This window comes from Georhizobium profundi (assembly GCF_003952725.1).
In the GTDB taxonomy this organism is placed as follows: Bacteria; Pseudomonadota; Alphaproteobacteria; order Rhizobiales; family Rhizobiaceae; genus Georhizobium; species Georhizobium profundi.
In genome coordinates, this window is record NZ_CP032509.1 from 161,475 (window position 1) to 175,890 (window position 14,416).

Genomic DNA, 14,416 nt, shown 5'->3' on the forward strand with positions numbered 1-14,416 from the left:
CACAATCGGCGTCAAGGGCGTTTCCTGCCGATGATCGGTATGACGTCGGCGGTGCGGTTATCGCGCCGCCGTTCCATAAGCTGGCACAGCGCGCGGACTTGACGATGCTGGGCGAGCACGGTTTCGACGGCGCGCCGCTCCTGTTCGGCCCGGGCCGTCCCCGCCGGCCGATCCGTCGCGTTGCGCCGGGCTCTCGACTCGGCAACTGCATGGCGGAAGGCTTCCAGCACCTCGGAAGCGCGGTTCGCGGTCGCGCGACTGACACCTGCCTCGATGGCCAGATTCACAACCGTCAGCCTGCCATCAGCCACGCGGGGGCACCCATAAAGGAGGCGCGCCATCGCCTCACGAAGCGCCTGTTCCGTGGCTGCACTGACCGGCTTCATGATGTGCGTTCCTTCAACGGCGCGATGAGCCTGCGTTTTCTGTCGTTGTCCAGGCGCAGCGCTTCGCGTTGCAGCGGGGAGAGACGCTTGTCGGCGAGAAGATCCTCCGCCTGTGCAATGGAGGCTTCCCATGGCGGGAGATGTCGCTCGACGAGGCAGGCGTTGGGACATCGGTCGGGCGCGCATCGCGACAGGACCGGCACCGAGGCTGAAGGTTTCTCAGACTCCCGCAGGCAGAGCGCCGTCAATGGGTCGAAGAAGCAGTCGTTCAGATATCCGACATGCAGCGTGCGCGCCAGATGCGCCAGCATCGCCTTCAGGCGCTTGCGATCGGCCAGTTGCCCCGGAAGCGGGCCGAGTTCGCGGCCGACCCGCTCCAGTTCCACGCCGACGCGCTTACCGGCGGGTCCGCCTGGACCGTGACCGCGTCGATGGTTTTCGAAGTAGTCGATGATGTCGTCGAGTTGTCCGAGCGCCAGTTCCTGTTCGACCTCCTGCCTGAAGCCGGATGCGGACGAGCCGGCATAGCCGTTGAACATGGCCACGGAGGCGTGCTTGTACTGGATTTTGCCGGCGACAACCCCGAAGGGCCGGTTCGCGATGTACCAGGCCAGCGTTCGCCTGAACTGACGGGTGTTGAAGCGCCAGACGTCTTCTCCCACTCGGGGGATCACAGGACTATCGTCCGCGCCATATCGCTCATCGAGATGTTCTCGGAATTGGTTGATCTTCTTGGCGATGAGTATCGGCGTCTCGGCATTGTTCGTCTCGCGGTCGTCAAGGGCAAGCCATAGCCGCTCTGTCCCCGCATTCCGGCGGAATCGTTCCGAAAGACGCTCGGCAACCCGGATCGCCTGGACGGCGGCCTCGATGGTGATCCATTCGACCTGTTCGCCGCGAGCGCCGCGATCCTTCCAGGTCACGCCCTCGATCGCCAGCCTTTCTGTTCGCCCGTCCCGGTCGAGATTCCGTTTCAGGCAGCCGGATCGCAGCGACTGCACCTCACCGTCGCGCATGCCCGTCAGATAGCAACACACGATATAGGCGGCCGTCTGCAGGTGCCGTTCTTCCCGCGCCAGGCTGATGGCATCGAAGCGCTCCCGCCACGGTCGCCCCGTGTCGGGATCCGGGGAGATCGGCGTGTCCATCCCGCCCACCTCGAACCCAAGCTCGTCGACAGCATCATGAACCATCGACAACAGGGCCGGATCTTTGTGGACGGTGGTGAGATGCAGCCCGCATTGCATCGTCAGGAGCTTCAGATTGATGACCTCGCCATCAAACCTGCCGCCCCGCGACAATCTGCCGGTCAGCCCCCCGATCGAAAGAGGTCTTTCCCAGACAGGAATGCCTCTTCCTTCCTCGCGACGCTTGTCGATCCAGGAGGCCAGCATTACCGCGGGCCGCGTGTGGCGGGCGCGCGAGCGTGCTGCGAACCGGCTGTTCAGTGCATCGGCTTCAGCCCGGGCAGTGAAGATGTCGTCGCAGAGGTGCTCGACATATTTCAAGGCCCATCGCAGCATTGCGCCGATGACCGGCTCCGGGATGCGCGCGGTCCGGTTTTCCGAACAGCGCGTTCCCTGGCCGGTTGCCCGATAGACCGGTCGGCCGCGCCACGGGGTGAAGGTGATGCCACCGCACGTCAGATAGGGCGCCAGGCGATGAAGCTGGACGATGGGCCTGAGGCACACACCCACGCGCCCCGGCGTGATCGGCCGCGCCCGGTGATGGGTCGCGTATGCATCGATCAAATCCTGATCGACGTTTGCCAGATCGAGCTTGCCGATCCGCGAGCGCACGAAGTCCAGGAACCGGCGCAGCGTCGCAAGCGCAGTATGGCCGGAGACTGGCCGCAACCGCGGCTCACCGTCGGCGCGCCGTTCATTCATCCAGGCATAGATGTATTCCTTCGCAAGCAACCGCTCTGCCGCGCAGGGGATCACGCCGAAGTCGACCGTTCGAAAGGCCTTTCTGGCCATGTTGAACATCGCCGGCGCCATATCCCAGACATCATCGCCGAACCGCGAGAGCGCCGCTCGGTCGGTACCATCCCTGAGAGGCATCGAAGCCAAAACGATGTCGTCATCGACCCTGAGGCGTGAGACGGCACGCTCATCGTTCAAAGGAGAGGTAGTGGTCATGAGCCGTAAGCCTCCGGCGGAAGATAGAGCAACCGCGCCGAGGATTCTGCCGCCTCAACCCGTGCGCCTCCGACGACGGAGGACGGGAACATCGGCAGAATTTGCTCCGTGATCCTGCGGTATGGCCGATCGAATTTCTCGTTCCAGTCGCCAGAAGGCAACGCCTCCCGCAGCTCGTCCATGAACGCCTGGAACGCGATCAGCGCCGGTAGTTTCCGTGCGGTAATGACCGCGTTGGAGCATTCCAGGCACCCCCAGAACGGCGTCGGACAGGCTTCGCCTTCCCGACCGAAAGGGCTGACGCGGAAGTTGCTGCACGCCGCCAGCCAAAGATCCTGCTCTCCGTCCAGGAGCGGGCCGATCTTTTCCGACGGCACCGGCAGCCCGGTCGCGTCGGCTGAGGTTCGCAGCCGGGCTTCATCCGCGGGCACAACGATCCAAGGTCGCAGAGCCGGCGCCATCGCGTCGGTCAGTGCCTCGACTATCGTCTGCTCATGCAGATGCCGAAGGGCGGGGATGTCGGCATAATGGTTGGCCGCCACCGCTACCGTGTGGCCGACGGCAAAGTTCTCCAACTGCCCTCCGGTCCGCTTATACCAGTCAGCCTTCTGGGTCTTGCGCAGCCTGGAGAGATTGAGCGCCAGCGATTTTCCGGCGTCATCGACGATTCCGTACTTCTCGACAAACGCGGCCACGCAGGTCCCCAGCTTTTTCGGCGACGACAGGCGCCCCGGCTTCCAGGTGATCCAGAGCTTGCTCGATCCAGTGTGCTGCCGAGCCTTTTCCGTCAGCTTGATCGCCAGCCGCAGGACGGCTCCGGGCGTCTCCCGTCCGCCATCGCGGACACGCAAGCGCTTCCACTGGGCATGATGCGCGCGCCGCTTTCGATACTCGATCTCGACATAACCCCGGTTGGGATTGCGCAAGCAGTCAGCCTCAAGCCCACGCAGCGCTTCGATCTCCATGCCGGTCGTCAAGGACAGCCAGACGAGGAAGCCGACGACATCGTACCGGGTCAGATGGAAGCCGGCATGCAGTTCCTCGACCGGAGGCGGCTCGAGCCCGCATCTATGAGCGTGGTAGCGCAGATTGTCGAACAGCGCGCCTTCCCCGGCGACTACTCCCGCCGTCACAATCTGTTCGACCACTAGGTCATAGCGACGGCGCAATTCTGGATCACGGCCTACATCCAGAAGTGGGGGAGGCAGAGCCTCGCCCGTCGCTATCCGGTCGCGAGCCTCGATGATCTGGCGCATCGCTGCCTGCAGCAACGTCGAGGCAATCCTCCCACTGTAGGCATCGCGCGGCTTTGAGACGCCGTGCTCGCCGTGACCGATGTATTTCAGGCGCAACAGTGTTTCGGGCGGAAGCCTTTCAGGATTGAGCTCGGCGGCGACGCGCAGCACCCCGATCAGAGCACCGAGCACATTGCGCTGATTGGGTCGCTCGCCGCCGTTCTGCTCCAGCCAGTCCTCATAGGCATTGATTACCGCCGGAGTTAAGTCGTCGAGACGACGAGGTTTTACCGACGCCCCTTCCAGGAACAGCCAGAACCGCCGCAGACGGCGGATAAAGGTGCCTGCGGTTTTCCAGAGTGGTGCCGGCCCCATCCGGTGGAGATACTCCTGCAGGAATGGCGCAACCTCATGGGTCAGCGCCGTCAGCGGCCAGGAAGACAGATTGACGTCGATCCTCCCGGCATCTTCCGTCCGAAGGACGAAGACGAGCGGATTTTGCGGATTTTCCTCTTGAGTGTCGAACAATTCGATTCCAACTGGGAAGGTGGCACGACGACCGCGTTTCATCACAGGGGTCCACCAGCATTAACGCGCAGTTCCCAGGCCTCGACCGCAGCGTCGATCATTTCCTGGCTTTCTTCCATGCAATCCAGGTAGATGTGAGTGCTTTCGATGCGGCTATGGCCCAGCAAACGCTGCAACTTCAGAAGAGGATCGCCAATCAAGCGGCGGTACGCCGCGCCGATATGGGATCGGCGTTCGTCGAGTACCCATCCGATCTGTTCACGCACGAGCAGCGACAGCATATGAACCGCAAAGGTGTGGCGCATCATGTGCGGAGTGACGTCGAGGTCGATCCCGAACCGCCTGCACCGTACGCTTGCCCTCCGGAAGACCACCTCCCAAGCGGCCGGGGGCATGGGCCGCGCCCCTTCCGCCAGCCAAAGACACAATGGTTCGGATGTTTCCGCCCATACCAAGCGGCTGCGTTCGCGCGGCGCCAGCACGTCGACACTGGCTCGAACTGTGTCCTTTTCCAGAAGGAGCCTTCCCCGATCGTGGCTGACGACACGGATCGGATGTTCGATTGACCTATTGCGCGGTTGCGAAAGGCGCATGAGGACATTGGTCCGTTCCAACGCCGCGTATTCATGCAGACGCTTCAGCACGCGCTCGGGCAAGCGGATCTCGCGCCCCTTGCTACCCTTGGCAATGGCCGGCGCCAGTCGGAAAGATCGGCTCCTCAATGCACCGACCGGCTCCGTCCTCGGGAACTCGATCCAGAGCAGACTTGCCGCTTCCTGGAGCCGCAGGCCCGTCGTGACGAGCAATTCGGCGAACAACGCATTGCGCTCGCTGTTGCGGCCCTGCCAGGTGGGATCCTCGCTCCCGTCTGGAAGACGACCACGCAAGCCGATCTCGCGAAACAGGAGATACCGATCCAGGGAAAGGAACCGGATATCGCGTGTCCGTGCGCCGCGCTCGGTGGCAACATTGGCAGCGACCGCTATGGCCCCGCCGCCGTTCGTCCGTCGCCATGATTGCCGATAGGTGAAAGGCGATTTGGCGATCATTCCCTCTTCAAGAGCCCATCGGTAAAGCTTGTCGAGCGCTGCTACCGACCGGTTCCAGCTCGCGGCCGAGATGCGCGCCGGAGGAAGCGCCAGACGTCGCGCCGCATGGAAGGCTGCGACATCGTGCCGATCAGCCGCCCAGAGGGCTCTGTTGTCTCGGCGCTCGGCAAGAAAGCGCATCCAGATCAGGATATCCCAACCATAGGCGCGCAAGCTGTTGGGCGAACGAACCCCCAACGTGGGGCAAGCTCGAAAGAACCGGTTCAGGTCGTGATCGTAGCTGTCGTCATCGCCAAGAATGAACGGCATGCCGTCCACGAGGTTCAGCTTCTCGGCGGCTGCGACTTCATCCACCGACAGCCTGTGGACGACGCCATCAACCGTAACAGACTGCCGCAGCGTCGAAAGATCCGTGAAGAAGAGCTGGGGCATCCTGTTCTCCTCGGCCGCGATTTTCCCGCCGGGACGGGCTCGAGCCCGTCCCGGCGGGAAAATCGCATCGCCTCACCTCAAGCGAAGGGGAATGTCGTCAACGTTGATCGTGTGCTGCGAACGTCACAGCGGTAAGACAGAACACAGAGTCAGGATAACGGCGCCATGCCCGCCGCCGAATATGACGGCGACGACGAAGCCATCATCCGCGAGATCGACCCGTTCGCCCCTTGAGGGCGAACGTCAGGGTCTCGACACGCGGATCAGCTCGCAGGGGTCGACGTCGAGCGCGTCCGCCACCTTTCCGAGAATGCTCACGCTCGCCGAAACCTTGCCGCGTTCGATCGAGCCGATATAGCGAGCGCTCAGCCCGGAGCGCTCGGCCACTTCTTCTTGCGTCATATCCTTGTCATGGCGCAGCCGACGCATGTTGATCGCCATGACCTCTTTGAGGTCCATGACGCATCGGAACCAGAACCGGAATTATCGTTCTAGGAATGATCGTTCCGATTCGGTATGGTCGACCACATGCGCTGAGATCAAGTGCGTCGCAGCCCGTCGACTTTCTGTCGAATCGCGGAATGGAAGCATTCCGAGAATCTTCGATGCCAGTCGCGGAACTTCTATTGCACCTCAAAGCGATGACGTATTTGTGAACTACATGCGCGAGGAAGTAAGGACACTACGATGAGCAAATCTCCCTTCAAGGACAGCCCTCCGCTGACCGACAGGGTGAATGCCTATGACGAAGCCAACCTCGCAACCTATCTGCGCCTGCTCGACGCTGCCGCCGAGGGCGAGGACTGGCGGGAAGTCGCGAAGATCGTGTTCGGCCTCGACGTCGACGCCGATCCCGAACGCGCGAAGCGGATGCACGACACCCATCTCGCCCGCGCCCGCTGGATGACCGAGAAGGGCTACAAGCACCTGCTGGAACCGCGCATGCAATGATGGGCGGCGCATCACCGCATCGCCGACGACAGCGCGACCCCGGATTGCTCGCCACGGTCGAGATTTCCATTCCGATTTTCCATCTTCACGCGAGGTCGACCCCGCCAATACTCGAATCATCCCGATGGCAAAGACCGGGCGGGGAGGATTTCGTCATGGAGCCGCTGCACGACTGGCGATCACCGCAGTTCGAGGAACATCTGGGCCGTCTCGACCGGGGCGGCGTGTCGTTCGAGTTTCTTCGTCGCAACCGTGAATACCGGCAGGACTATGCCGAGACGCTGGCAAGGGTGGCCTCCGGCGGCGCGGACAAGAAGGACGCGATAGCGCTCCTGTCCCGTCGCTGGGGGCTCGCCTTTCCCGGCGGACCCTTCTGCATCGGCGTTGACCGCTCGACCCGTCTGGCTGCCTCGAATCTTCCCTGCCGTGCTCATTGTCATGGCTGTCCCCGAAGGCTTTGCAGCTTCTTCGCTTCCTGATCCTCGCGCGCTGCCGCTACTGGGCGAACTGGCCGGCGACGGCCTGCACGCCGTTGCTGAAGACCAGGCCGGGGATCACCGGCTCTGGCTCCAGCATGGTGCTGAACCGGCCAACGCCGGTATCTTCCTTCCGCTCGACGAGCATTTCTGGTGGCGTCACCGAAATGCCGGCCGCCTGAAGCGCCGGCTGGACAGGAAGCCGGCCGGTCCCTCGCCACGCCAGCAGCGCCTATCCGCATTCCAGATTCGTCGCGCCGCTCTGATGCTGCGTGCCTGGGACGGCGTGGAATCCGGCGCCTCGCGCCGCGTCATCGCCGCCGTTCTCATCAACCGGACCGTCGAGACAATGCGCGCCCTCGACTGGCAGAACGCTCCGGAGCGGCGGCGGCTCGCACGTATCCTCGCGGCCGCGCGCCGGCAGATCGAGAGCGGCTATCTGCGCTGGCTGGTGCCCCACGCATCGCGTGGTCGGCGCGAAAGCGATCGAGACTGACTCGCCAGCAGACCCACGCGCTCGAAGGGGGGACACTTCTCCTAAGACACCCCGATTTTTGTCACTCCGCCCAACCGCTGATTTTTCGCCATCGTCGCATCTGACTCGCCGTTCTCACGGCGGCCGCGACGGAGGCCGATCATGGACAATATCACCGACAGCAATTGGCCGCGCTTCGTGCGGACGCCGGAGGCGGCCCGCCTCCTCGATCTCTCGCCCCGCACGCTGGAAAAGCATCGCTGCGACGGCACCGGGCCGATCTACCACAAGCTCGGCGGCCGCGTGGTCTACGCCGTCGCCGACCTGCAAGCCTGGATCGAGGCGAGCGCACGTCAATCCACCTCCGAGCCGGCGACGCCGAGCCTGCCCGCGCCGCGCGACACGGGCGCGGCCGACGCGACCCGCTGACCACCGCATGACCGCGCGCCGCACATATCAGGGCCAGCAGCTCGAACTCTTCAGGGCACGCTCCGGCGAGATCGCCGCGCGCGACGCACAAGACCTGATGTCCTGGCCGTTCTTCTCGCTCGGCAAATCGCGCCGCGTCACGCCGATCGACTTCCGCATGGGCGACGTGTCGATCCGCGTCGAGGCGACGTCCGAGCACGGCATGGCGACCATCTGGGATGCCGACGTGCTGATCTGGGCCGCGAGCCAGATCGTCGACGCGCGCGACCGTGGCCTCTCCACCTCGCGCTTCATGGCGTCCACCTCCTACGAGATTCTCACCTTCATCGGCCGCACCGATTCCGGCTTGAACTACGACAGGCTGAAGGCGGCGCTGGACAGGCTGCAATCGACCACCATCCTCACCTCGATCCGCCAGCCCTCCGAGCGTCGCCGGCATCGCTTCTCGTGGATCGCCGAGTGGAAGGAGCGGCTCGACGCGCAGGGGCGATCGCTCGGCATCGAGCTGATCCTGCCGGATTGGTTCTATGCCGGCGTCCTCGACGACGCGCTCGTGCTGACCATAGACCGCGACTATTTCGGGCTGACCGGCGGCCTCGAACGCTGGCTCTACCGGCTCGTGCGCAAGCATGGCGGCCGGCAGAGCGGTGGCTGGAGCTTCGACGTTCCGCATCTTCATCTGAAGTCCGGCAGCCTGTCGCCGCTCCGGCGCTTCCGCTTTGAGCTGCGCGCCATCGTCCAGCGCCAGCCGCTTCCCGGCTACCGCCTGGCGCTGGTGGACGATCCCGATGGTCGCCAGCGTCTGACCTTCCAGCCCATCGACGAGCAGCCCATGCCGCGCCGCCGCAAGCGTGCGGGAGCGACGTCATGATCGGAGCCGGGACATCGCTCCACCGCAGCCGTGGAAAGCCTGTGGACGGAACCGTACTATCGGGAACGCTGATTCCCGTCTTTTCGGGAACGCGAATCCCGTACCATCGGGAACGCCAACCGCCGGCAAGCGTCGGATTCGACAGGCGGAATCCGGCCCCTCTAACTTCCCTAACTAAAGAATCCTTCGGATTCTTGCTAACGCGCCCTCCCATTTCACGGAATCGGGGACAACGGCGCCGCAGCCTGATCGGCATGCGGAGGATCGCGCCATGACGATCCTGACCGGCGATTGCCGCGACCTGATGCCGGCGCACGGCCCGTTCGATCTGATCCTCGCCGATCCGCCCTATGGCGACACGTCGCTCGCCTGGGACCGGCAGGTCGACGGCTGGTTGCCGCTCGCCCGCGCCTCCCTGAAGCCGTCCGGCTCGCTCTGGGTGTTCGGCTCGCTGCGTTCGTTCATGACCACCGGAGGAGCGTTCTCGGATGCCGGCCTGACCTATGCGCAAGAGATCGTCTGGGAGAAGCAGAACGGCTCTTCCTTCCACGCGGATCGCTTTCGCAGGGTCCACGAGCTGGCCGTCCAGTTCCGCCGTGCCGACGTGCCGTGGAGCGCCGTCTACAACGAGGTGCAGACGACTCCGGACGCCACGGCCCGCACCGTGCGGCGCAAGAAGCGACCGCCGCATACCGGCCGGATCGACGCCGGCCACTATGTCAGCGAGGACGGCGGCCCGCGCCTGATGCGCTCCGTGATCTTCCTGCGCAACGCGCATGGTCGCGCCATCCACCCCACTGAAAAGCCCGTCTTCCTCCTCGAAATCCTGATCCGTACGAGCTGCCCGCCTGGCGGCCTGGTCGGCGATTGGTTCGCGGGCTCCGGTGCTGCGGGCGAAGCCTGCCGGCTGACCGGCCGCCGCTATCTCGGCTGCGAGATCGACGCGGCGATGGCCGAGCGCGCGCGAGCGCGCATCGCATCCGTGCTGCCCTTCACGGAAGGGACACCAACATGACGACAAGCATCCGCAACGCCGGCCTGCCGGCCGACCGCACGGTGGTCGAGCTGACCTGGCGCGAGAACCACGTCGAACACTGGATACGCTTCGGCCGCGCCGCCGAGGACCAGCGCCTCGACCGCCATCGCCGTGTCGTTGTCTTCGCGCCGGGCAGCATCTTCGCCTTCGTCCGCTGGGCCGGCAACGAGCATGGCACGATCATCTCGCGCATCGACATCGTGCGCGCCGTAGCAAGTGGCGAGCCTTTCCAGACGCTCCCGTTCGTGCGACCGGGCGGCGACATTCTCTTGCGCATCACCGGCTGGCCGAAGGTCGAGGCGGTGCTGAAGGTGGTCGATGCGATCGAGGCGCTTGGCATCGACCCCGCCGATGTGGCGCCGGATCACTGGCGTCACATCTACAACCGCATCAGCGTCAACGAGCCGTTCCGCGTCTATTCCGCCGAGCAGCACCGTGCCTGGCTCCGGCGCCGCGAGGTGACGCGATGATCGCGCGCCGCGTGACGCTCATCACCATGATCGCAGGCGCGGTGCTGGTCGCGGCTCCGGCATGGCATCGGCCCGATCTGCGCTTCATCTGGAACGCATCGGCCAGCGTGCCGGTCGGCCTCTACCGCATCGTCCCGGCCGACCGCATCGAGGTCACGGACCTCGCCGTCGTCATGCCGCCCGACGAGCTGGCGGACTTCCTCGCCGAACGCGGCTACCTGCCGCGCGGCCTGCCGCTCATCAAGCGCGTGCTGGCACTCGCCGGAACCGAGGTCTGCCGGCACGACAGCACCATCACCGCCTACGGCGCGACCTATGGTGACGCTCGCGCGCTCGACACGCACGGCCGCCCGCTACCTGTCTGGCAGGGCTGCCGCACGCTCGGCGAAGGCCAAGCCTTCTTCATGAACTGGGACAGCCCGGACAGCTTCGACAGCCGCTATTTCGGGCCGCTCCCCGTCGCAACCATAGTCGGCCGGGCGGTCCCCGTCTGGACAACCGACGACCCCGATCCGGACGCGGAATCCTTCCGTGAGCCGGTCCCCGACGAGCCATGACGGCTCGTTCTCCAACCTCGCGAAAGGAACATCGCATGGCCCAGATCGGCACCTTCACCCGCAACGATGATGGCTTCTTTGGCCGCGTCCGCACGCTCAAGCTCGATGTAGAAGTCGCCATCCTGCCGGCCGAGGAATCGGATGCCGAGAACGCGCCCGAGCATCGCGTCTTCCTCGACGGGCAGGAAGTCGGCGCGGCCTGGGACCGCACCGGCGACAAGGCCGGAAGCTATCTGTCCCTGACTATAGACGATCCGTCCTTCTTCGAGCCGATCCGCGCGCGCCTGTTCGAGTCCGACACAAAGAAGGGCGCGTGGAACCTGCTCTGGACGCGCCGGAAGAAGAACGACGGCGAGGCATGACCGATCATGCGCTGCCATCGTTCTCGTCATCCTTCAAGCTCACTCTCCTTGATCGGTCGAATGCCGGTCACTCCCCTCGACCCGATCGTCCATCGGGCGGCCGTCGCGCGCAGCGGAGGTCAAGGGCGGCGGCCTGTTTTCCGGGTTTCGGTCATATCGCCCGACGATGCCCGTCCGGAAAATGTCGGCCGCCGGCGAAGCCTCGCCCTTGGCCGCAGCGAGCACGATGGCAGGCTTGTCGCGCATCGGGACGGCGGTGCCTGCGCTGCCGTCCCGACCCTCATGACGATGCTGTTCGCATGCGCCATGATCGTCGTCATGGTGGCTCCTGCGTCGGCCGAGCCGCCGCCCGGCGAACCGCTCCCGGCCACCGTCTCGGCCGCTCCGCGATCCGATCCGTGGGCGCCCCATGTCGCCGCGGCCGCCCGCCGCTTCGCCATTCCCGAGCGATGGATACGCGCGGTCTTGGCCGTCGAGAGCGTTGGCGATCCCGCCGCGCTCTCGCCAAAGGGCGCCATCGGCCTCATGCAGGTCATGCCTGCGACATGGGAGGAGCTGCGCGCGAAGCATGGCCTCGGCGCGGACCCCTGGCAGCCGCGCGACAACATCCTCGCCGGCACCGCATATCTGCGCGCGATGCACGACCGCTATGGCTCGGTCGACGCCATGCTGGCCGCCTACAATGCCGGCCCCGGCCGCTATGACGAGCATCTCGCGAGCGGCCGCGCGCTGCCGGCCGAGACTGTCGATTACGTCGCGAAAATCGCGCCGATGATCGACGGCACCGCACCGATCACACGCACGGCTGGTTCATCGTCATCGCCGTCATGGCGTCGCGCTCCGCTCTTCTTCACGCGCTCCACTGACCGCGATCACGACGATGCGGACGACTCCCTCCCTCTTTCCGGCCGACCTTCCGACGACCCGCCGATCGTCGATCTGTCGGCGCTCGTGCCACCATCCGACGGTCTGTTCGTGGAACGGCCGGCAAGGGAAGGAGATCGGCGTTGAAGATCGCATTTCCTCGCTTCGCGTGGTGCGCAATCGCAGGGATTGCGGTGCGCTGCGGGACAGCGGCACATCAGGCCGAAGGAGGGCGGGATAAAAAGCGGCACATCGCCGCTCGGTTGGGGTGTTGTTTCGCTTGCGCTTTTCGGGTTTCCGCGCACATCGCGGATCAGGCGCGCGAGGTGCGCGCCAAGATATTCTCCTGCGATTTCCGCGGAAACCGCACATCGCACAGGAAGCGGCCATGAGCCGGGACGACGACTTCCGCGTCCGGCCGGGCCGCATCCGTTCGAGCCGGGCGCAGCGAGCGAAGCCCTTCGTCGCCCAGGCGCTCGCCGCCGCGCAGAAGGCAGGCGGCCGTATCTCCCGCTCCGGCAGGATCACCTCCGGCAACGGCTCGCGCTTTGGCCGCGGCCGTGTTGCGAGCGTGCGCGCCAACCGCCTCATATCCAGCCGCTCGCGCGGCGCCATCATCAAGACACGCGTGGTCCGGCATAGCGCGCGCTCCGCGCCGCTCACCGCCCACCTCAACTATCTGCGCCGCGACGGCGTGACCCGCGACGGCGAGAAGGCGCGCATGTTCAGCCCGGAGACCGACGACGCCGACGTGAAGGGCTTCGCCGAACGCTGCGAGGACGACCGGCATCATTTCCGCTTCATCGTCTCCCCGGACGACGCGACGGAAATGTCCGACCTGAAAACCTTCACCCGCGATCTGATGGCGAAGATGGAAAAGGACCTCGGCACGAAGCTCGACTGGGTGGCCGTCGATCACTGGAACACCGGGCATCCCCATGTCCACGTCATCCTGCGCGGCCGCGCCGATGACGGCTATGACCTCGTGATCGCTCGCGATTATATAAAGGAGGGCATGCGCAACCGCGCGCAGGATCTCATCACCCAGGAGCTCGGCCCGCGCACCGATCTCGACATCCGCCGCGCGCTGGAGCGGCAGGTCGAGGCCGAGCGCTGGACCCAGCTCGACAGCCAGCTTGCCCGCGACACCAACAAGCATGGGATCATCGACGTTGCCCCGTCGCCGGACAGGCAGCCCGACGAGTATGTGACGCTGAAGGTGGGCCGGCTTCGGCACCTCGAACGTCTCGGCCTCGCCGAGACCATCGGTCCCGGCCAATGGATCATGGCCGACGACGCCGAAGCCACCTTGCGCGAGCTGGGCGAGCGCGGCGACATCATCAAGCGCATGCACCGTGCGCTCACCGAAAGCGGCATAGATCGCGGCCTGACTGGCTACGTATTAGCCGGCGAAGCCGGTCCGGAGCCGGTCCTCGGCCGGCTGGTCGAGCGCGGTCTGGACGACGAGCTGCGCGGCACCGCCTATGCCGTGATCGACGGTATCGACGGCCACACCCATCACATCCGCTTCGACGATCTCGACGCGGCCGGCGATTCCGCACCGGGCTCCGTCGTCGAGCTGCGCCGCTATGAGGATAGCGGTGGCTGGACCCGTACCGCACTCGCCGTCCGCGCCGACCTCTCGATCGAGGCCCAGACCACGGCGACCGGCTCCACCTGGATCGACCGCCAGCTTATCGCCCGCGATCCCCTCGACACCGGCGGCGGCTTCGGCCTGGAGGTGAAGCAGGCGATGGAGGCCCGCGCCGATCATCTCGTAGCCGAGGGCCTCGCACGGCGCGAGGGCCAGCGTATCGTCTTCGCCCGCAACCTGCTCGCCACGCTGCGCGAGCGCGAGTTGGACGCGCTCGGCCAGAAGCTCGCGGCCGAGACAGGCACGTCCTTCCAGAAGGCGGCCGCAGGCGAATACGTCGCCGGCACCTACCGGCAGCGTTTCGCGCTCGCCTCCGGCCGCTTCGCCATGATTGACGACGGACTCGGCTTCAAGCTGGTGCCCTGGACCCCATCGGTCGAGAAGCACATCGGCCAGCACATCTCCGGCGTTGCCCGCTCCAATGGCGGCGTGGATTGGTCGTTCGGACGCAAGCGCGGGCTCGGGCTATGAGCAACGGCCGCGTTTGTCAGCCGCAACCC

At 65.4% G+C, this 14,416-nt stretch carries 17 protein-coding genes; 12 read left to right on the forward strand and 5 right to left on the reverse strand.

The annotated features are described in order from the left end of the window. Window positions 1–11: 11 nt before the first annotated feature. The 4 genes from D5400_RS00775 to D5400_RS00790 are packed head-to-tail and all read right to left on the reverse strand — an operon-like array spanning window position 12 to window position 5,552. Window positions 12–386 carry a hypothetical protein gene (locus D5400_RS00775; protein WP_012092604.1) on the reverse strand — a complete coding sequence of 125 codons (375 nt, stop codon included), beginning with the start codon at window positions 384–386 and terminating at the stop codon, window positions 12–14. Beyond that, window positions 383–2,527 (reverse strand): hypothetical protein, encoded by a 2,145-nt coding sequence (locus tag D5400_RS00780; RefSeq protein ID WP_015647726.1) that lies wholly within the window; start codon window positions 2,525–2,527, stop codon window positions 383–385. The genes D5400_RS00775 and D5400_RS00780 overlap by 4 nt, the downstream gene beginning before the upstream one ends. Beyond that, a complete protein-coding gene (locus D5400_RS00785) occupies window positions 2,524–4,290 on the reverse strand; it encodes a hypothetical protein (RefSeq protein WP_018429582.1) in 1,767 nt (588 codons plus the stop codon). Before D5400_RS00785 ends, D5400_RS00780 begins: the two co-directional genes overlap by 4 nt. A gap of 41 nt (window positions 4,291–4,331) precedes the next feature. Continuing rightward, window positions 4,332–5,552: a tyrosine-type recombinase/integrase gene (locus tag D5400_RS00790; RefSeq protein WP_244611112.1), complete on the reverse strand. Its 1,221-nt coding sequence runs from the start codon at window positions 5,550–5,552 to the stop codon at window positions 4,332–4,334. Here D5400_RS00790 and D5400_RS21430 point away from each other — a divergent pair. Beyond that, window positions 5,445–5,906, forward strand: a complete 462-nt coding sequence (locus D5400_RS21430) for a hypothetical protein (protein WP_244611114.1) — start codon at window positions 5,445–5,447, stop codon at window positions 5,904–5,906. The genes D5400_RS00790 and D5400_RS21430 overlap by 108 nt on opposite strands. A gap of 108 nt (window positions 5,907–6,014) precedes the next feature. On the opposite strand, the gene D5400_RS00795 is transcribed toward D5400_RS21430, so the two are convergent. Then, window positions 6,015–6,230 (reverse strand): helix-turn-helix domain-containing protein, encoded by a 216-nt coding sequence (locus tag D5400_RS00795; RefSeq protein WP_126006726.1) that lies wholly within the window; start codon window positions 6,228–6,230, stop codon window positions 6,015–6,017. A gap of 228 nt (window positions 6,231–6,458) precedes the next feature. Between D5400_RS00795 and D5400_RS00800 the strand changes: the two genes are divergently transcribed. The 11 genes from D5400_RS00800 to D5400_RS00850 all read left to right on the forward strand — a co-directional run bounded on the left by D5400_RS00800 (window position 6,459) and on the right by D5400_RS00850 (window position 14,387). After that, the gene (locus D5400_RS00800) at window positions 6,459–6,722 is read left to right on the forward strand and encodes a DNA -binding domain-containing protein (protein WP_126006728.1); all 264 of its coding nucleotides are present in this window, start codon (window positions 6,459–6,461) and stop codon (window positions 6,720–6,722) included. Next, window positions 6,719–7,201, forward strand: coding sequence for a transcriptional regulator domain-containing protein (locus D5400_RS21330; protein ID WP_205665501.1), 483 nt, complete (start codon window positions 6,719–6,721; stop codon window positions 7,199–7,201). The genes D5400_RS00800 and D5400_RS21330 overlap by 4 nt, the downstream gene beginning before the upstream one ends. Next, entirely contained in the window at window positions 7,161–7,694 is a 534-nt protein-coding gene (locus tag D5400_RS00810) for a DUF2285 domain-containing protein (protein WP_126006730.1), read from the forward strand. Before D5400_RS21330 ends, D5400_RS00810 begins: the two co-directional genes overlap by 41 nt. 141 nt (window positions 7,695–7,835) lie before the next feature. Then, on the forward strand, window positions 7,836–8,102 hold the full coding sequence (locus tag D5400_RS00815; RefSeq protein WP_126006732.1) for a helix-turn-helix transcriptional regulator: 267 nt from the start codon (window positions 7,836–7,838) through the stop codon (window positions 8,100–8,102). 7 nt (window positions 8,103–8,109) lie between these two features. Next, window positions 8,110–8,973 (forward strand): replication initiator protein A, encoded by an 864-nt coding sequence (locus D5400_RS00820; protein ID WP_126006734.1) that lies wholly within the window; start codon window positions 8,110–8,112, stop codon window positions 8,971–8,973. A gap of 271 nt (window positions 8,974–9,244) precedes the next feature. Beyond that, complete coding sequence (locus D5400_RS00825; RefSeq protein ID WP_126006736.1) at window positions 9,245–9,988, forward strand: DNA-methyltransferase; 744 nt, start codon at window positions 9,245–9,247, stop codon at window positions 9,986–9,988. Continuing rightward, window positions 9,985–10,479: a DUF2840 domain-containing protein gene (locus D5400_RS00830; RefSeq protein WP_126006738.1), complete on the forward strand. Its 495-nt coding sequence runs from the start codon at window positions 9,985–9,987 to the stop codon at window positions 10,477–10,479. The genes D5400_RS00825 and D5400_RS00830 overlap by 4 nt, the downstream gene beginning before the upstream one ends. Then, the gene (locus D5400_RS00835) at window positions 10,476–11,036 is read left to right on the forward strand and encodes a S26 family signal peptidase (protein WP_126006740.1); all 561 of its coding nucleotides are present in this window, start codon (window positions 10,476–10,478) and stop codon (window positions 11,034–11,036) included. Before D5400_RS00830 ends, D5400_RS00835 begins: the two co-directional genes overlap by 4 nt. 35 nt (window positions 11,037–11,071) lie before the next feature. After that, the gene (locus tag D5400_RS00840) at window positions 11,072–11,398 is read left to right on the forward strand and encodes a DUF736 domain-containing protein (RefSeq protein WP_126006742.1); all 327 of its coding nucleotides are present in this window, start codon (window positions 11,072–11,074) and stop codon (window positions 11,396–11,398) included. Window positions 11,399–11,458: 60 nt separating this feature from the next. Next, window positions 11,459–12,409: a lytic transglycosylase domain-containing protein gene (locus tag D5400_RS00845; RefSeq protein ID WP_235897749.1), complete on the forward strand. Its 951-nt coding sequence runs from the start codon at window positions 11,459–11,461 to the stop codon at window positions 12,407–12,409. 241 nt (window positions 12,410–12,650) lie between these two features. Further along, entirely contained in the window at window positions 12,651–14,387 is a 1,737-nt protein-coding gene (locus tag D5400_RS00850) for a relaxase/mobilization nuclease domain-containing protein (RefSeq protein ID WP_126006746.1), read from the forward strand. The last annotated feature ends 29 nt before the right edge of the window (window positions 14,388–14,416 follow it).